Genomic DNA, 18,282 nt, shown 5'->3' with positions numbered 1-18,282 from the left:
ACCCAGAGGTGCTACAAAAGGATAAAGATTTTGTAACAAGTGACTAACAATAAATTCTGGATATTGTTTTTCAGAAGTTGTTAATTTAATAAAATCAAATCTATGATAAGTACAAGAATTAATTACCTCTTGAATTTCTCTGGTAATTGTATCTTGTAAATCTTTATATTTAACTTTTAAAGCTGTTTCTGATCCTTGTTTATCAGCGTTAATTTTTTTGCTGATAATCTTGATTTGAAATAGCTGAATACAAATTTCTCTGACAGGAATATTAGGAATTGCTACAACTATATTGTCTTTGTATTTAGAGTTAGCAATTAGTCGATCTATTCTATAACGAATATCTTGTAATTCTTCAATAGTTTCTGCGAAAACATAAGCAAAAATTCCTTTTCCTTTGATGTTTTCTAGGGTTTTATAAGCTGATAATGCTTGTTCAAATTCTGCAATGCTATAAAATTCATATTCAAAAAACCATTTATCATCATCAAGTAGTTGATTTGTTTCAATAAATTCTTTACCTTCAATTCTTTCGGATGATAAAAATGTAGTTTTGTCATTCTTACAATGTTTAACTACTAAGTCAACGGATATTTCCTTAGATTTTTTACTAACTTCTTCTTCTAATTCTTGATCAATTTCTAGTAAATTTCTTCCAGAATAAAAATGATAGGTATTATCTCCACTGTTAGGATAAATAACCTTGCGTTCATTAGTGAGTTGAACTAAGGTTTCCTTGGTTTGTTTTACTGATAAACCTGTTAATTCACTAAGAATATTTTCATGGGGTTCTGATGCTGATTTATATAACTTACCTTGACTAACATAGAATAGAAAAAGTGCTTTTAAAATTGCAATTTCGTTTTCTGTGACGGAGAAAGCAATATCATGTTTAGCTTTTTGAAATTCTGTATAATAACGAGAAAATTCAGGTTGAGAGAAGTTACTATCAAAAGCATCAACTAAAGAAATTGCAGCAAGATAGTTTAATTTACCATTTTTGTCCACAGGTTGAGAATTAATAAACTGTTTCACATCTTCTTTAATATATTGAATTGCTGTCCTTCCTTGAGTAAAATCTAAGTTACAAAGTAAATAACTATTCAAAGGATGAAGTGGAAAACAACCAATAGTTAGAGTATTATTAAATTCCTGTAGACTCCAACCTCTTTCCCGATAAATATTAATTCTGTTTTCATGAGATTTTCTGCTATCAGTTAATAGTGTATTGTTCCAAATTTGTAAAAACTGATTCCATAAATTATCATTATTTTGTTTTGGTAATAAAGCTTTAATTACTAACTCTAAACTAGAAGCTGGTTCATAAGTGCTTTCGGCAATTTCTAACCGAGAAGCGAGTTTTTTATAGTCTTCTGTAGATTGATTTGGTACTGATTTTAATGGTCTAATTTGGGTGAAACAAACTAAGGCAACTTTACTTTGATAATTTTCACAAATATCAGTGATACTTTGTAATGTCAATCCTCCTGAATTAAATGGATCTACCGCCCATCCTTGCAGATAATTGTTTAATTCATCAAATAAAATTAAAATTCCTGCGTATTTAGCATCTATTCCATAACATAATTTATTAATTAATTCTGCTAGTATTTCTTCTATATTTAAATCTGTTTCAAAGTCAATTGCAAAACCATTATTAAGTTGTTTACTAATTTCTTTAACTAGGGGAATTATTGTATAATTATCTTGTTTTAAAAAATCTATAATTTTGTTAATATCTCCATATCTATTTTCTGTTGTTTGTAAATATTGGTTAGCTATTTCTAGTTGTTCCGTTGTTAATTTGTTTAAATATTCTAGCGGTTTTTGACAAAGTTGCTGTGCTAAAGTATCTGTGATTTCTTCATTTTCCAATGTTTGATGCAGGGATTTTAAAAATGTCTGTCTTAAATTTAATGTGTCTTTTCCATTGATACAAATTACTAAATGTTTGGGATTACGTTTTTTATAAGCTGTAAAATCTTCTACTATTCCTTGATTATTGACTGCGGCAATTTTTATCTGTTGTAGTATTCCTTGATTCTCAAGAGTTTCTAAAGGTTTTTGAAAGTAGTTAGCAGCAACTAAGGCAAAATGAGATTTACCTTTACCATAGTCTTGTACAAATAAATGAATGTTTGGCTGATTAATATGATGATAGCTTTTTTGAATTGCTTCTAGTACACCTAGTGTAGAATCTTTGGATTTTTGATGATTATAATTAAATACAAATCCTTGACATAAACGTAAATTTTTATCAGCATCAGCCATCATACCAAAATTTACGGCGTTGGCTACCATTCCCAGTTCATTAATTTTGACTATTTGGTTTAGTTGCATAATGGTAAATATCCCTGGTATATGATTCAGTTTTAAACTATGGTTGTAATTCGTTTTTTGTTCCAGTTAATAGGATGTATTTGCGTAGGAAGCAAAATCCATAAAATACTTTCTAAATGTCGCATATTTCCTAGTTTGTGCCAAAATAAACTCAAGGGGGATGATGGTTGACTGTAAAGATAGGTAATGAGAATTTCTAAGTCTTTTAATATCACTATGGGTTTATTTGCATGACTACAAATTTCTATAATTGCTGCTAATTCTTGACTGATATTTTCATGGAAAATCAGATATTTTTGTTTGCTATCAATACGACTTAGTAAGTTTTTTCGATAACTAATAATTTGAGCATTATTGTTAAATGCAAGCTGATAAATTTCGGCATCATGAGAATAATTCCACAATAACAAATGGGGATAATCTGTTGGCTTTGCATCTGCAAGTGATAAATTATTTATTGTTAACATAGGCTTTTTCTAATAAGTTGACAGGATTATCCCAACGCCGGATAATTTGATAGGGTGACACTGTGCGTCTTTGTTCTATAATTCCCAGAGATTCAATACTATTTAGATGTTGTTGTAATGTTTCTGTTTGAATACCTAAAACTGGAACAATTCCCATTTTTTGATTGATGATATCGTCTGTTAAAACAGAAGTTTGCTTATTAAAATCTCGTTCCCAAAGTTTAGCCAGAAAATAACCAATTAAATGAGAATTAGGAAGTTTAGCTTTTTCTGTATCATATTTGTTGGTTTTAATTTCTTGGATAATTTGACAATTAGCTAATGCTTGTGGTTCGGTATAAGCTCTTAAAATATATTTGAATCTTTCAGGAACTACTTTAGCAGGTTCTTCAAATATATGAATACTGTTTTGAAATAAATCATCTTTGCTAAAGGTGGGATTTTCTGGCAGAAATTTATAAATAAAATAAGTCCATCCTCCCCATTCCGACGGGTTTTCTGGTATTTGCTTTAACCCTTCATTACCAAAGCTTAAATAAAAGTGCATTAACCAATCTGTAATTATTGACTGTAAATAAGGATCATGTTTTAAAACTATTTTTCCTTCTGGACTTAAATAATTATCTTTAACTAAACCTGCTCTGGTTGCCCAACTTTTAATTTTACCAACTTTGGCATTACCTAAACCTGTTTTTGTCATCAGGTTTTCTAAGGTGTCTTTTAAACCTTTTTCTTCTGAAGCTGCTTCTAGTATTCTTTTAATTTCTTCTTTTTTGAGGGAGAAGTTACCGTTGAAATGTAGTTGCATTTTAGCCATAGTCTATTGTTCGGTAATATGATATTTTCAGTGATTTTACTTAAAGGATCGGTTGCGATCGCAAATAAAAACTGCTATTTGTGTTTAACTGCGGTGGCAATATTTTCAGTCTTGTTTAAGTGCTGACTGTATTATAGTGTATATTATAATATTTTATTAGTCTGAGATCCCCGACTTTTTCTTTGTTGCTGTCAAAAATTTTCAGCTACTTTTAGAAGTCGGAGATTTAGTCTTAACTCACAGAAATTACCTGTGGCTGAATGGCTAACTTTTCAGTAGCAGTAAAAACCTCTTGTCTAGCCCATTGATCTGCTGCCAAAATGTCATCTAAAGAAGGATTTTGTTTGTTATCATTTTGATGGCGATCGCACACCCATTCAATACACCGCGCAATATCCAAATAGCCAATTTTTTCTTCTAAAAATAGCGCCACTGCTTGTTCATTCGCAGCATTTAAAACCGCCGGCATAGAACCACCAGCCCTACCCGCAGCATAAGCTAAATTCATGCAAGGATACTTTTGATGATCCGGTTCACGGAAAGTTAAATTTCCAGATTTTACTAAATTCAATCTTTCCCAATTAGTGTAAATTCTTTCTGGCCAAGACATCGCATAAAGCAAAGGTAAACGCATATCCGGCCATCCCAACTGAGCTAAAACCGAAGTATCTTGTAACTCAATTAAAGAGTGAATAATACTTTGGGGATGAATGACAATTTCGATATCATCATAATCCATCCCAAACAAATAATGAGCCTCAATTACTTCTAAACCCTTATTCATCAAAGTTGCCGAGTCAACAGTAATTTTTTTACCCATTGACCAGTTAGGATGTTTAAGAGCATCAGCAACTTTTACCTCTGGTAACTTTTCCACAGGCCAGTCTCGGAAAGCACCACCGGAAGCAGTAAGTAATATTTTCTTCAAACCACCTTGAGGAACACCTTGCAAACATTGAAAAATCGCTGAATGTTCGGAATCTGCTGGTAATAGTTTCACTCCGTGTTTTGCCACCAAAGGTAAAACCACAGGACCACCAGCGATGAGAGTTTCTTTGTTCGCTAAAGCAATATCTTTACCCGCTTCAATAGCCGCAATAGTGGGAAGCAAACCCGCGCAACCAACGATACCAGTAACAACGCTTTGGGAATCACCATAACGAGCAACTTCTATCACTCCCGCTTCCCCAGCAAGTAGAATAGGTTGGGGATTGAGGTCCTTAATTGCCTCTTGAAGTTCTGGTAACTTATCAGCAGCAGAAATTGCGGCAATTTGGGGGCGAAACTGGCGAATTTGTGCCGCGAACAACTCCACATTGCGTCCAGCAGCCAGTCCAACTATGCGAAACTTATCTGGATGCTCAGAAACGATATCTAAAGTCTGAGTACCAATAGAGCCGGTAGAACCAAGAAGAGTAATAGCTTTCACAATGATTTAACAATTTACGGATAATTTTAAATATAAATTGCTGAGGCTACTAATTTCCCGATTTTTTGAGAATAGAATTGATATCACGGTCTGGAAGATAGCGACAAGAACCCGGACGCTGATAAACACAAGTTCCTTGCCAGCATTTCTCTAGAGTATAGTTTTGATCATGAGATGGTAACGGCAGATTAGCAACAATATAATTAAAACCAGAATTTAAAAGTTTAAAATCTGTTTCTTTGTCAACTTGATATATAGGTACGTCGCGGTGAAAATAAGTATATCCACCTGATAAAGCCCAATGAATATCCCAAAGCCCAAGACCGCAGACATTTTTTTCTGTACTTAAACTTTGTAAAGCTAGGAGATGATTAGCGGTAGCATAAAGGTGTGTAATTTCCATTTTTGTGCCAAATATAGAAAAGTTTAAAGGAGCATAAATATTAAATCTACTCAAAAGAGCCACAGAAGTAGCAGTCCAGATTAAAATAGTAAAAAATATTGCTATTATTTTGCTTGACAGTGAAGACCATTGGCGAGAAAAGGATAAAGAAGATAGTAAAACTAATTCAAATGAGCCTATTCCTGCTAATAGAATCACCATTGGTAATGCTGGATAAATAAAACGATATTCTTTGTGAGCTAATAAACTGTGAGACAAGATAATAATTAATGCTAACCATCCCAAAATAGGAAGACGACGAAAACCTATCAGGGCGAGAACAATAATAGGTAGTGATAGCAAAGACCAACTTTTAAGTAAGAAAATAAAATATTCATACCAAGGTGAAACTCCATAAAGTTTACTTCTACCTTCTACAAGATTTACCCAAATATTTAACCAAAAAGATTGAAAAGGATAAGACCAGGTGAAACCATCTACAGTCCCAAAGATGAGTATGGGAGCGATCATACCTAACATCATTGGCACCCATTTTTCCCACCAATCTTTTCTACAAATGTAAACTACAGCAAATACTATCGCTGGCAGCAAATGAATTCTTAATGCTAAAGATATTCCTAACAAACATCCTGATAACAAGATAGAATTTCGAGATGAAAGTAATTTTTTTTCAACTCCTAAATAAACTCCAGGTAAGAGAAAATGAGTAGCGACAACTTCAGTAAAAGCTTTGGGAGAAAAGTAGATTAGTTCAAACCAGATAGTACAAATAAAAGCACAAATAAAAGCTGTTGTTGTGCCTCCTATTTTTTTTCCCCATAAATAACCAACTAAGATGTTACTGAGGGAAAGTAGAGATAAAAATATATTCACTCCTAGAAGATATCCAGCAGAACCTTCTCCCATCCACGCAGTCAAACCCATAATACCTGCTAAAATTCCTGGTAATACCCAAGAACGAATACCGTCTCTAAACTCCCAGGTGACAATACCATGACCGAAAGCTAGTCTGTGTGCAGGTTCTAGAGTTTGGAAAATTTCATCTGCCCAAAATATATTGGGGAATTTTACAGCCATGCCAACACGCAGGATGAATGCAATAATAATTAGGATGCTTAATAATAGGTGTTCTGGTTTAAATCGGCAATTCATCTGTGTTCTGGCGATGTGGCGAATGCTTGGGGCTTTTGACGATTTTTTAAGCGTAGAACTTGGTACCTTACCTGTCAAGGCAAAGTCAGTTAAGAATAATCAAGCAACAACTCACGCTTTGATTAGTTGGTAATGGTGGGCATTGCCCACCCTACAGATTAAAATTTACCAGTGAATACCCGTTCTGCTGGACCTGTCATGTAAATTCTTTGGTCTATTTCTGACCATTCAATTTCCAATGGACCACCTGGTAATTCTATTGTCGCTGTGCGATCGCATTTATCATTTAATACTCCAGCTACCAAAACAGCACAAGCACCAGTACCGCAAGCTAAGGTAATACCTGCGCCTCTTTCCCATACCCGCATTTTCATGTAATTACGGTTGACAATTTCGATAAATTCTGTATTTATCCTTTGGGGGAAAACAGAATGGTGTTCAAATTTCGGACCGATGGTTTCTAGGGGAATAGCTGCCACATCGTCTACAAAGGTGATACAGTGGGGGTTGCCCATGCTAACACAGGTAACATTCCAAGTTGTATCTGCCACTTCTAAAGGCACATTAATGACTTTGCTATCAGCAGGTGCAAGGGTGGTAGGAATTTCCTGTGCTAGTAAGCGGGGTAAACCCATATCTACCTTAACTTGACCATCATCTGTAAGTTGAGGTGTAATCACACCTGCTAAAGTATGAATACGATAATAATCTTTAGTGCGGGAGACACCTTCTAACTCAGTTAAAAATGCTGCTAAACAACGAATACCGTTACCACACATTTCTGGTTCAGAACCATCAGAGTTAAAAATTCTCATGGTGTAGTCAGTATCATTTTGTCCAGGAAGTGCGAAAATAACACCATCAGCACCAATACCAAAATGGCGATCGCACAACTTTACTGCTTTCTCTGGTGTAATAATAGGTGTGAGTGAGGAACGATTATCAATGAGGATGAAATCATTACCTAAACCGTGATACTTAGTAAATTCGATTGCCATTTTCTCCTAGATGAATTATCAAAGATAAATACTGATTATTTAAACATTGTCCAATAATATTGGTGATTGGCAATTGGTAATTGGTAATTGGTAAACTTCTTTCTGTCACCTGTCACCTGTCACCTGTCACCTGTCACCTATTCGTTATTCCCTAATAAAAATGTCAACAACTGAATTTGATACCACCCTACCTAGTATTCGACAAATACAAACTTGGATTAAGCAAAAAGCTACAGTCGAATTTAAATTAGTGACTGGTGACTTAATCACAGGAAAAGTTTTTTGGCAAGACCACAATTGTGTATGTATTTTAGATGCTAACAACGAACAAACTACAGTTTGGAAATTAGCGATCGCTTACATGAAACTACGGAGTGATGCAGTTGTAGAAAGAGGCTTAGTTCCACGAGAAGCCAGCGTTGAAGTTGCAAAAATCAATTCGTAAGGGTGTAGGGGGAAAAAAGGGTGTAGGGGTGTAAGGGTGTAGGGGTGTAGGGGAGAAATCAATTAAAAAATTCCTGCCTTCTGTCACCTGTCACCTGTCACCTGTCACCTGTCACCTGTCACCTGTCACCTGTCACCTGTCACCTGTCACCTGTTCCCTATTCCCTATTCCCTATTTTCATCTAACAGATTTTGCTTTCTCACTTGCTCAAATTCCTGTTCTAACAAATCTGTATCACTGGAATAAATGACATCTTTTTTACCAATTACTTTTTCACCAGCAAATTGACTCGCAAAAGCCATCTTCTCCTGTAAAGAATCATCTGCATTTGCTAAAAATCTCGCTCTTTGCAACCGTTCATAATTACGGGTATTAAGTTTACCATTACGCCATTGAATCCAAAAATAACGAACTAAGGGTATACCTAAAAAACCTATTCCATAGGCTAACAACAGCCAATAAATTCCTTGGACAAAACCAACTAATCCCCCAATTTGCGCTGCTGCTGTTCCACCTTTTAATAAACTTCCTAATATCAAAGCCGCTACCAAATTCACAGCACCCAACCCAGCACTGAGCATAATTTGTCCAGAACTAGCCGCACTAAAACGCCAGGGAATTTCATTTAAATATGGCGCTACTGGTTGACGCTGATGTTTACTGGCTTTAACCTGCAAATCTGGAAAATAATAAACAATTTCCCCTTCAGAACTTACCTGGGGTTTGCCATTAAATCGCACCAACACAGGCAGCATATAATCTTCGTATTCTTGTTGATATTTTTCACCTAAATTATCTAAATAAGGCGCAATTTGTTCTGCTACCACTGCCCCTTGATTATTTCTAATCACCGTACCAATTTCTCGCCAGCGATGTTCTTCTAAGTTGGCGTTAGGATTTCCATCACCAAACAAAAACGAAAATACAGCTTCAAAAAAATTGAATTCGCTATCTTCCCTACGTTCTCTTCGCCTTTCTTGGGAAGAATAATCTGGGCTAAAATACCAGAATAAATCTGGGAAAAAGAAGAAATTCAACCCACTAGAACTACTACTTCTGTTGTCTCCATCTCTGTCTGAGTTAGCAGCAGTAATAATGATAATGATGGTGACAGTAATTAGCGCAATGGAAGCAATTAACAAAACACCAAAGGAAATGCGTATTAGGTAAAACAGCACACCCCAAATTTTTTTCCACCATTCCTGCAACCGCACTTGCAAGTATTTATTACGTAAGATAGTTCTAAAATTTTGTGGAAATTGATAAACAATATCACCGGATTCTGCTACCTGTAAATGTCCACCAGCTTCAGACGCTAGGGCTAATAAACCTTGATTAGCTTCAGCTACATTTAAGCCAGCCTGAGTTGCCACATCACCAACAGTAACACGGTATCCCAGTTGTTCTACAGATCGCATAATGGCGGGATTGGGAGTCATAGCTCTCCTCTCCTGTTATATTTTACAGTCCTTTCATTTAGTATAAAGTTTGATTTTATCTAAAGACACATAACACAAAATCTAGCGGAAATGATATGGTCATTATTAAACAAGACACTTGATTTGTTTAGCCCAGGCTTGATAAACCAGCAAATTTTTCCCCCACTATGGTTCAATATACTCTCGCACAAAGCCCAGAAATTATCCTGACAGTTTCTGGTAAAGATTCCGCTAAAGCCCGTGAAAAAGCAATGGATCAGTTAATGGAACTGATGGAAGCAGGTAAGTTACCCACAGAACTAGAGGAGGGATTTGGACCTCAACAATTAATTGAAGTCAAAGAACCAACTATTGATAATACTAGCGGTGAGGATGCCATTACCCAAGCCGTTCAAGTTCTCAGCAATTTAGCTACGTTAAAATTAAAAGTACAGGAAACGCGGACTGAAGCTTTGGAAATTCGTAAAGCCGTTGATGTTCTGTTTTCAGATAACTCAGTGACTGAGGAAGAGATAACCCGTCTCAAAGAAGGTTTTAAGGTTCTCAAAAACTTTGCTCAGGCTAATCTCCGTTATCAAGAAGCAAAAACGAAAGCGGAACAAGCTAGACAGGTTTTAGATGAGGCTCTCAAATCACCAGAAAAGTAACCAGCAATAGATATTCAACGCTGAAAATACAGACAAAAGTTAGTTATAAATCAAAAAGGGTAGACTTTTTAAATCTACCCTTAATAATGCTGGGGCGCTAGGATTCGAACCTAGGGATGGCGGGACCAAAACCCGCTGCCTTACCACTTGGCTACGCCCCAATGACTAAGCTTTAAATAATATAGCAGCTACCCTTGGGGTTTTGTCAAGTATTTTTTCAAAAAATATTTCGATTTGTAAGGAGGTCGTTATAAATACCCGAATTTCCTGATAACTCGGAAATTTGGCACAAAAAAAGAGGGTAGGTTTCTATCCCTTCCCTCGGCGTGTTGTTTTGGTTGTTTTGGTCGTTTTCTGGCTTTTGAGCTTCTTTGAGTTTGTTTCTCAGCATCTGCCTTTGTTTCTTGAGTTGTCTCTGTCTAGCGGATCCGCCTCGGCCTTTGTCGTTTCTCCCTTGCTTGCGGGGAGATTCCCATCTTTTTAAGCGCATAGTGTTTTTGACGGTGACTAATGACTATGAAATGCAATAAACAGCAATTGTCTTATTATACTACAAAATTTTCACTTTTTACAGGAAGTTGGAACGATCATGGCGATCGCTATTTTGATATTGAAATTACGCACAGGTCACAAAATCAACTATCCACTCCAGACACAGAGAAAAACATCTGTCATTTTTGAGTAGGACTAGCGGAACATCCTGTACATCCTTTAATCCTGGTCATCCTGATTCTGACTTAATAATTTTTGAACCAATTATTGTTCCTGTAGCTGTGCGTTGCTGTGGTTTGACTATTTTCACCGCTCCAAAATCTACTAAAAACAATTTATTGTCACTACTGCGAATAATACAGCACTCCCCGTTGTTATGAAGTACAGTATTAAATATGCTTTCATGACGATATCATAGTTTCTATTCTTTCTTGCTGTACCTCATATCTTCGGAAACGGCTGTCAATGATTGGGTACTAAAATTCTCTAGTGTAAGTCTATTTTAGCTCGTTTACACTTAGAAATTAGTCTCAGCAAAGATGTTTTGACTATTTCATCTCTCTGTGGGGGATATTTCATGTTTTCTATTGTGTGAATTATGAAATTTAACTCTGCTTCTATGTCTTCGAGCGTATGTACCATCTGTCCTATATTGAGTGTCATTTTATTGAATAATTACTTGTTGAAAGTTGTACAGTGTAAAATTTCAATTCGGAATATATTGCCAACAATATATAACGATTCCTTGTACATTTCCTCTAACAAATTGTATAAGAAAATAAAAACGGACTGTTATACAAATCCTTGTCCAAAACTGACAACAAATCCTACAAAATGGGATTGAATCTGAGATAAGAAAGCTGATTTATTTATAAGTAAAATCCCAAATAGTCATTTAAAGCCTGGTTTTTTTTCCCAGGCTAGTCTTTGAAAGTTTTAATGGGCGGGAGGAGAATCGAACTCCTATACCTTTCGGTGCCGCATTTTGAGTGCGGTGCGTCTACCAATTCCGCCACCCGCCCTTGGGTGTCACTTTTCTAAGTATAGCCTATTTTTTTATTTTGGCAACAGGTATTTAGATTTATTTAGGAATTGGGGAAGAATTATTAATTATGAATGACCAAAGTTGAATCAATATCTTGCAAATTAGCACAGCCGCTGAGTGCCATTGCGGTGGTTAACTCTTCTTTGAGTAGGGAAATGACGCGAGATACTCCGGCTTGTCCAGATACCGCTAACCCCCACAACACAGGGCGACCAATTAACACGGCTTTTGCTCCTAATGCCAAGGCTTTGAGGATATCTGTACCGCGACGGATACCACCATCAACGAGGACTTCTGCTCTACCGTCTACAGCTGCTACTATTTCCGGTAAGGCATCTAAAGAAGCGATCGCACCATCTAATTGTCTACCACCGTGATTAGAAACCACAATCCCTTGAGCGCCATGTTCTACAGCTCGCACTGCATCATCACCCCGTAAAATTCCTTTCAATACCAACGGTAGGGGACTCAGAGATTGCAACCATTCTAAATCTTTCCAAGTCAATGCTGGGTTAATTTGTTGGGCAAAATAGGTCAATAACCCAGATTCGCCTTTTTCTTGAGGAATGTCTAAGCCGGATATCTTGGTTAAATTCGCAGGATGCAATCCAGAGGGTAGAGTAAATTCATTGCGTTGATCTCGTTCCCGCTTTCCCAACACAGGCGCATCCACAGTTAAACACAGTGCTTTGTAACCTGCTGTGTATGCTCTTTCTACCAAAGCACGAGTTAAACCCCGATCTTTGTGGATATAAAGCTGAAACCATTGCCAACCATTGTTAAGCGTTGCCACTTCTTCTAAACTCTTGGTAGATAAGGTACTAAGCACCATACCCACACCAGCAGCACCAGCAGCAGAGGCTGTAGCAATTTCCCCCTGTGGATGAGCCAGACATTGAAAAGCCATTGGTGCAATGAGCAGAGGTAACTGCAAAGATGCACCTAAAACTTTGGTTGTGAGGTTAATTTCACTGACATCAACTAGCATTTTCGGACGGAGTTTAACTCGTGTAAAAGCAGCACGGTTATCCTCTAAGGTGACTTCATCCCACGCACCACTACTGTAATAATCAAAAGCCATCTGTGAAAGATGTGATTTTGCTAATTGTTCATATTCAAATAAGTTTATAGGTGAGTTCATCTCCTGCACTTACCCCACTCCTCCTACTTTCTTTTCTGTCACCTGTCACCTAATTTTACCAATTGCGCCATCCACCCTTGGGTGCGGTTTCCAAATTGTCTTTAAAACCGTGATTTTGCAGTAATTTATGGTATTCTGTACTACTTGCCCAACGGTCAATTTCCCTAGCGCGTAATACTGGTACGGGATGGCTTAATTGGGCAGTGCGGGCTTCTTTCACCATGACACCCAGTTCAGTTTTACTGATGTCATCATAAGCACGGGCTTGGGCAACAAAGGCATCTAAATTTAATTGGGGTGCTAAGGTAGGAGAGCCACCCGCTAACTTCATTAATACTGACATCACAACTCTAGGGTTTTGGGTAGCTAACAAAGCAGCGCGATCGCAAGTAAATTCTGCACAACGCACCCATTCTAATAATTGTGCCTGTAATGCTTGAGCTACAACAGCACCAACATTAGGTAAAATTGCTGCGGCTAAGACTAATAAATTTACAGGTGTTAAATAAACGCTGTGGTCACATTTAAGATGTCCCAACTCATGGGCAATTACAGCTTGAATTTCCTCTGGTGTGAGAATATCAATTAAGGAAGTGTGCAGGACGACAAAGGGCTGCTTACCTCGCATCGCAAAAGTATACGCATTGGGAGCAGGATGTTGACGGACATATAACTGGGGTGGCTCAATATCTAAAATATTGCAAGCATCTAATAATAACTTGTGTAAATCTGGTAATTGTTTTTCACCGACCAAAATACTAGAAGCAATATTTTCTACATAAAAAACCTGTTCAGCCATTGGCCCTAGCCAATTTCTGACCATCATATCTATACCGGGAATTTGCTTAAGAGTTTTCGTTGCTTCCAGGTCTAGAGGATGGCGGAATGAGTCAGCTTTTAAACCAATTAGTGGGGTTTGAAGTAAAGACATAATTATGGCAATCAATAAAAAATATATTTCCCACAGCTAGTATAACGATTTCCGCAGGGTGGGCATTGCTAGTACCTTGAGATAATGTGCTTATTGTTTGACTTCTGCCTAATTAAACAGAAATGGTTTAACAAATTTAATCATCCGTTCTAGCTCAGGTTTATTGTGTATGAGAAGATGATGTCCCCATAATTGATTTTTGTTTTCAGCGCAATCTGTAGCAAGAGCTTCGCCAATAGCCTCCAAACTCTGTTTGATATCTCTTTGAAGACTTTCTGGATTAGATTGTACACCAAGCACGAATACTCTATTAATTAGATCCTCTGGGATGTGACTTTGTACATAACTGAATCTATCCTCACGTTCATCAAAATCAATAAGTAAAACCATCATTCTTTTTGGAAACTGTCGCATTGCTGCGGCATAATCGTTCGTTAATTGCTCCACAGCTTTTTTCCAACCGTTGGCAATTGGTCGAACTTGAATAGCACGTTGATTTAGGTTTAAATTCTGAATAAATCCATTGGCAATTTGGCGATTAGCATCATCTTCTGGCAATACAAAAATGTGCTGATCATACTTATTTATGCTCATAATTCTATATCGCCACCAATCAAGGCATTGATCAGATCACCCGTAAAAGGTATCTCACTAAGCAGTCTAATTAAGGTTGGTTCTAAGTGACTTTTTCTATCAATAACTAAAGTGTTTTCATTTGAAAATTTTCTGATTGCTTCAGGATTATGAGAAGTGACTAAAATTTGTCCACTATTCTTAAATGCTCGTCGTAGAGATGTAACAAAATGTCCTACTTCTGATATGGAAAGATAGTTATCAGGCTCATCCCAAAAGCAAAAAAGTGGTCCATAGAATTTATTAGCAGCTAAAACAACAGCGCAAAGAAAAAAGCATTTTTCTCCATCAGATAAATCTTGAAAGTTAACACTTAAATTCGCATTATTTTCTTCAAACCGAACAATCAAAGTTTTAAAATCTTTGCCAATAAGTTCGTTCTGAACATCTGTAATGTCGGGCATAATTTCTCGGAGATATTTGTCAAACTGTGTGTACGAGGCTGGGTAGCGACCAAGTAACCCAGAAAACCACTCTCCGAAGTTTGAAGCATCTCGTGTTGGTTCTAAAGTTTCGCCGTTGGAGTCTCCTGTCATTAAGCTGGGAATCGGAGCTAAAATAATCATACGAGCCAGCCAAGTTTTGAAAATACGAAGTGGATCAGTTTCAGATTGCTCTTGTATTACTGGCAGAGCTACCAAATGCCAATCAACCAAAAACTGAGCTTCTCGATTTTGTGAACTAGAATAAAGAGTAACTTGAGCTTCTTTTCTAGAGTAGATTGGTTCTCCCGAAACTAGCAATGCTTCTTCAGAAACTCGAAGTTCTTTAAATTTGTCTGGCAACTCTAAAGCCAAGATATGTTTATATAATTTATCTTTAAGTAAAACTTCTATTTCAAAGCGCATCGGAACATCAGACCTGCCACGAGTAAAATCTTTAGAATGAACAAGTTGCCCAACTCTATTTATACCTCTACCAACAGATTGAAGTACCTCTAATGCAGTTGCGATAGTTGATTTACCTGAACCGTTTTTTCCAATCAAGAGAATAGATGGCATCCCCTTTGTAGGCATCTCAAAATTTTCTAGGCATCTGAAGTTGTGTACATATAGTCTTTGAAGCATAAACAACTATTGTTGGTCTGGGTAAGAAAAAGAAATTGTTAATGATATTACACCCATTGTATAACTATATTAATTAACTTTCTGTAGTGGTTGTTGAGAGAGAAGAAATTTAGCATTTTAAAAAATCAATCAAAAAGTAAATAAATGGCGAAAATTACTAAAGTAAAATCCGCCATTAAATCACCAAACACAAAACACCCTAACCTTAGATAGATACTGGAGGCGAAGGATGATTGTTATTCGTACATAATTCTGCATCTGTTGATGCTTCATTTACACGGATAATTTTTGCACCTAGTTGCTGTAACTTCATATCCAGACGGTCATAGCCACGGTCTAAGTGTTTTAATCCTTGAATGGTAGTTTGTCCTTCTGCGGCTAGTCCAGCTATTACCAAGGCTGCGGATGCCCGTAAATCCGTACCTATGACTGGTGCGCCAGATAACATGGACACGCCACGCACAAAGGCTGTATTACCTTTAACGCGAATATCAGCACCCAAGCGGTTTAACTCGGAAGCATGACGCAGACGATTTTCAAACACAGATTCATTAATGATACTGTCACCTTCTGCTAAAGTCAGCAATGCCATAAATGGCGCTTGCATATCTGTGGGAAAACCCGGATGGGGTAAGGTATCAATATCTGTGGCTCTGAGTTTCTCGGCTGGTAAAACCCGCAAACAGTCTGATGCTTCTTCAATGATAGGTACGCCAATATCCCGCAACTTGGCAATGACGGGAATTAAATGGTCTGGTGCTACTGGAGACAGTAATAATTCTGAACGAGTAATTGCTCCAGCGAGTAAAAAAGTTCCTGTTTCAATCCGATCAGGAATAATGCTGTAGTCGGTAGAATGTAATTTTTCTACACCAACTATGGTAATTGTACTTGTACCTGCACCTTGAATTTTTGCTCCCATTGAGTTACAGAAGTTAGCTAAATCCACTACTTCTGGTTCTCTGGCTGCATTTTCAAGAATTGTTTCCCCATCCGCTAGGGTAGCTGCCATCATTAAGGTTTCGGTTGCACCAACGCTGGGAGTATCTAAGTAAATTTTCGCTCCCTGCAATCTATTATTGCTACCAGGAACATAGGCATTACAAATACCATGCTCAATTTGCACTTCTGCCCCCATTGCTTGCAGTCCCCTGACGTGCAAATCAACAGGTCTTGCACCAATGGCACAACCCCCCGGTAATGGCATTTGTGCTACTCCCAGTCTTGCCAAAATTGGACCGATCGCAAAAAAACTGGCTCGCAGTTGGGTGACAAGTTCATAGGGCGCTTTGGATGTGCTGATTTCCCTGGCATTGACATCTAAAATGTCATTTTCTCTGGTTAAGCGTAAACCTAAAGCTGATAAAACTTGCCCCATGCGTTCTACGTCCGCTAATAATGGGACGTTACGAATCCGACAATCGCCTGAACAAAGCAAAGTTCCAGCCATGATGACTAGTGCTGAATTTTTTGCCCCGCTAATTCTTACATGACCCCGCAGAGGATGCCCACCCCAAATTTGCAAGACTGAGGAGTCTGCTTCAGGTGACAACTTGGCATCTGGTAAGCTGCTAGAAGAATTAATAAGCCTACCTCCAACAAATAAATAATAATAAAGGTTTGAAGTTGGTTTGATTCTACAGTAAAGAGTTGGTTTGTCTACATTTTGTTTGGTTATTAGTCAGTGGTCAGTGGTCAGTGTGGTCAGTAGTCAGTTGTTCCCTGTTCCCTGTTCCCTGTTCCCTGTTCCCTGTTCCCTGTTCCCTGTTCCCTGTTCCCTGTTCCCTGTTCCCTGTTCCCTGTTCCCTGTTCCCTGTTATGTTGACAATCTCCAACATTTAAGCAATAATAGGAAACTGTTGATAAGATATAAATGCCAGCGGAACTGGCGGAATTGGCAGACGCGCTAGATTCAGGTTCTAGTGCCGCAAGGCTTCCGGGTTCAAGTCCCGGGTTCCGCATTACTAATCATAAAATTGGGTTTTAGATACACCTAAAATCCAAAATCTAAAATCTAAAATTGTGCTGACCAGTTTACAAAATTCCCTAGTTAAGCAAATTCGCAAGTTGCACTCTCCCAAGGAGAGGCACAAACAGCAGTTATTTTTATTGGAAGGGACACATTTATTAGAAGAAGCTTGTGCGGTTAATTATCCGTTAGAGGTGGTATGTTGCACTCCTCAATGGCAGGAAACACATCCCCAATTATGGGAGAAGGCTTATATTCAATGCGATCGCGCAGAAATTGTCAGTGAAGAAGTTTTAGCAGCAATAGCAACCACTGTACAACCAGATGGGGTGGTAGCAACAGCAAAACAAAGTGAACAGCAAACTCAAGTTCCTGATACTGGTTTAGTTTTGGCTGTGGAAACTCTTCAAGATCCTGGTAATTTGGGAACTATAATTCGCACTGCGGCTGCTGCTGGTGCATCGGGTTTATGGTTGAGTGATGATAGTGTGGACTTAGATAACCCCAAGGTTTTACGTGCATCTGCTGGACAGTGGTTTCGCTTAAATAAGGCAGTGAGTCAGGATTTGACAGCAACAGTTCAGCAATGTCAAAAAGCAGGAATGCAGGTAGTTGCTACTTTACCAACTGCAAGTTTAACTTATTGGCAGGTAGATTGGCGTAAACCTAGCTTAATTTTACTGGGAAATGAAGGTGCGGGTTTGTCAGATGATTTAGCAGCAATGGCTGATACCCAAGTCAAAATTCCCCTCAGTCCGGGAGTTGAATCCTTGAACGTGGCGATCACCGCAGCTTTAATGTTATATGAAGCCCAACGACAAAAGATTTACAGTAGCGGTCAATAATCAGCAGTCAGGAATTAGCAAT

15 protein-coding genes and 3 tRNA genes are annotated in these 18,282 nt (G+C 37.7%); 4 read left to right on the top strand and 14 right to left on the bottom strand.

Going from position 1 to position 18,282, the window contains the following annotated elements; genetic code table 11:
• From A0J48_RS16400 to dapF, 6 genes are all read right to left on the bottom strand, one after another.
• Positions 1-2,340 (bottom strand): hypothetical protein (locus A0J48_RS16400; RefSeq protein ID WP_200324840.1); only part of this gene is annotated, 2,340 nt, incomplete at its 3' end.
• A gap of 32 nt (positions 2,341-2,372) precedes the next feature.
• Complete coding sequence (locus A0J48_RS16395; protein WP_200324838.1) at positions 2,373-2,807, bottom strand: hypothetical protein; 435 nt, start codon at positions 2,805-2,807, stop codon at positions 2,373-2,375.
• The gene (locus A0J48_RS16390; protein ID WP_200324836.1) at positions 2,791-3,624 is read right to left on the bottom strand and encodes a DUF4007 family protein; all 834 of its coding nucleotides are present in this window, start codon (positions 3,622-3,624) and stop codon (positions 2,791-2,793) included. Before A0J48_RS16390 ends, A0J48_RS16395 begins: the two co-directional genes overlap by 17 nt.
• A 232-nt stretch (positions 3,625-3,856) precedes the next feature.
• Entirely contained in the window at positions 3,857-5,053 is a 1,197-nt protein-coding gene (gene dxr, locus A0J48_RS16385; RefSeq protein ID WP_200324835.1) for a 1-deoxy-D-xylulose-5-phosphate reductoisomerase, read from the bottom strand.
• A 49-nt stretch (positions 5,054-5,102) separates the two neighbouring features.
• Entirely contained in the window at positions 5,103-6,608 is a 1,506-nt protein-coding gene (locus A0J48_RS16380) for a glycosyltransferase family protein (RefSeq protein WP_200324833.1), read from the bottom strand.
• A gap of 158 nt (positions 6,609-6,766) precedes the next feature.
• Positions 6,767-7,606: a diaminopimelate epimerase gene (gene dapF / locus A0J48_RS16375; RefSeq protein WP_200324831.1), complete on the bottom strand. Its 840-nt coding sequence runs from the start codon at positions 7,604-7,606 to the stop codon at positions 6,767-6,769.
• Between the two features lie 160 nt (positions 7,607-7,766).
• Here dapF and A0J48_RS16370 point away from each other — a divergent pair, with 160 nt between their 5' ends.
• Positions 7,767-8,051: an Hfq-related RNA-binding protein gene (locus A0J48_RS16370; protein ID WP_200324829.1), complete on the top strand. Its 285-nt coding sequence runs from the start codon at positions 7,767-7,769 to the stop codon at positions 8,049-8,051.
• 164 nt (positions 8,052-8,215) lie between these two features.
• Here the strand turns inward: A0J48_RS16370 and A0J48_RS16365 are convergent, their stop codons facing one another.
• Positions 8,216-9,490, bottom strand: coding sequence for a hypothetical protein (locus tag A0J48_RS16365; RefSeq protein WP_200324827.1), 1,275 nt, complete (start codon positions 9,488-9,490; stop codon positions 8,216-8,218).
• Positions 9,491-9,657: 167 nt separating this feature from the next.
• Between A0J48_RS16365 and A0J48_RS16360 the strand changes: the two genes are divergently transcribed.
• Positions 9,658-10,137 carry a hypothetical protein gene (locus A0J48_RS16360; RefSeq protein ID WP_200324825.1) on the top strand — a complete coding sequence of 160 codons (480 nt, stop codon included), beginning with the start codon at positions 9,658-9,660 and terminating at the stop codon, positions 10,135-10,137.
• An 89-nt stretch (positions 10,138-10,226) separates the two neighbouring features.
• Here the strand turns inward: A0J48_RS16360 and A0J48_RS16355 are convergent.
• The 7 genes from A0J48_RS16355 to murA all read right to left on the bottom strand — a co-directional run bounded on the left by A0J48_RS16355 (position 10,227) and on the right by murA (position 16,998).
• Positions 10,227-10,298, bottom strand: a tRNA-Gln gene (locus A0J48_RS16355).
• A 1,271-nt stretch (positions 10,299-11,569) separates the two neighbouring features.
• A tRNA-Leu gene (locus A0J48_RS16350) sits at positions 11,570-11,651 on the bottom strand.
• 84 nt (positions 11,652-11,735) lie between these two features.
• Complete coding sequence (locus tag A0J48_RS16345; RefSeq protein ID WP_200324823.1) at positions 11,736-12,815, bottom strand: alpha-hydroxy acid oxidase; 1,080 nt, start codon at positions 12,813-12,815, stop codon at positions 11,736-11,738.
• Between the two features lie 55 nt (positions 12,816-12,870).
• A complete protein-coding gene (locus tag A0J48_RS16340) occupies positions 12,871-13,746 on the bottom strand; it encodes a M48 family metallopeptidase (protein WP_200324821.1) in 876 nt (291 codons plus the stop codon).
• 108 nt (positions 13,747-13,854) lie between these two features.
• The gene (locus A0J48_RS16335; protein WP_200324819.1) at positions 13,855-14,340 is read right to left on the bottom strand and encodes a hypothetical protein; all 486 of its coding nucleotides are present in this window, start codon (positions 14,338-14,340) and stop codon (positions 13,855-13,857) included.
• On the bottom strand, positions 14,337-15,446 hold the full coding sequence (locus A0J48_RS16330) for an AAA family ATPase (protein WP_200324817.1): 1,110 nt from the start codon (positions 15,444-15,446) through the stop codon (positions 14,337-14,339). Before A0J48_RS16330 ends, A0J48_RS16335 begins: the two co-directional genes overlap by 4 nt.
• A gap of 205 nt (positions 15,447-15,651) precedes the next feature.
• A complete protein-coding gene (gene murA, locus A0J48_RS16325; RefSeq protein ID WP_234300962.1) occupies positions 15,652-16,998 on the bottom strand; it encodes a UDP-N-acetylglucosamine 1-carboxyvinyltransferase in 1,347 nt (448 codons plus the stop codon).
• A 327-nt stretch (positions 16,999-17,325) separates the two neighbouring features.
• Between murA and A0J48_RS16320 the strand changes: the two genes are divergently transcribed.
• Positions 17,326-17,407 (top strand) — tRNA-Leu (locus A0J48_RS16320).
• A 61-nt stretch (positions 17,408-17,468) separates the two neighbouring features.
• A complete protein-coding gene (locus tag A0J48_RS16315) occupies positions 17,469-18,260 on the top strand; it encodes a TrmH family RNA methyltransferase (RefSeq protein WP_200324815.1) in 792 nt (263 codons plus the stop codon).
• Positions 18,261-18,282 lie beyond the last annotated feature (22 nt).

Source organism: Sphaerospermopsis aphanizomenoides BCCUSP55 (genome assembly GCF_001586785.1).
In the GTDB taxonomy this organism is placed as follows: domain Bacteria; phylum Cyanobacteriota; class Cyanobacteriia; order Cyanobacteriales; family Nostocaceae; genus Sphaerospermopsis_A; species Sphaerospermopsis_A aphanizomenoides_A.
Note: the sequence above shows the minus strand (reverse complement) of the source record. Positions and strands in the feature narration are given on the sequence as shown.

Coding starts and splice junctions, on each gene's coding strand:
- A0J48_RS16330 (WP_200324817.1), bottom strand. CDS start 15,446: ATGCTTCAAAGACTATATGTACACAACTTCAGATGCCTAGAAAATTTT.
- A0J48_RS16340 (WP_200324821.1), bottom strand. CDS start 13,746: ATGTCTTTACTTCAAACCCCACTAATTGGTTTAAAAGCTGACTCATTC.
- A0J48_RS16380 (WP_200324833.1), bottom strand. CDS start 6,608: ATGAATTGCCGATTTAAACCAGAACACCTATTATTAAGCATCCTAATT.
- A0J48_RS16360 (WP_200324825.1), top strand. CDS start 9,658: ATGGTTCAATATACTCTCGCACAAAGCCCAGAAATTATCCTGACAGTT.
- A0J48_RS16335 (WP_200324819.1), bottom strand. CDS start 14,340: ATGAGCATAAATAAGTATGATCAGCACATTTTTGTATTGCCAGAAGAT.
- A0J48_RS16345 (WP_200324823.1), bottom strand. CDS start 12,815: ATGAACTCACCTATAAACTTATTTGAATATGAACAATTAGCAAAATCA.
- A0J48_RS16370 (WP_200324829.1), top strand. CDS start 7,767: ATGTCAACAACTGAATTTGATACCACCCTACCTAGTATTCGACAAATA.
- A0J48_RS16365 (WP_200324827.1), bottom strand. CDS start 9,490: ATGACTCCCAATCCCGCCATTATGCGATCTGTAGAACAACTGGGATAC.
- A0J48_RS16395 (WP_200324838.1), bottom strand. CDS start 2,807: ATGTTAACAATAAATAATTTATCACTTGCAGATGCAAAGCCAACAGAT.
- A0J48_RS16390 (WP_200324836.1), bottom strand. CDS start 3,624: ATGGCTAAAATGCAACTACATTTCAACGGTAACTTCTCCCTCAAAAAA.
- dapF (WP_200324831.1), bottom strand. CDS start 7,606: ATGGCAATCGAATTTACTAAGTATCACGGTTTAGGTAATGATTTCATC.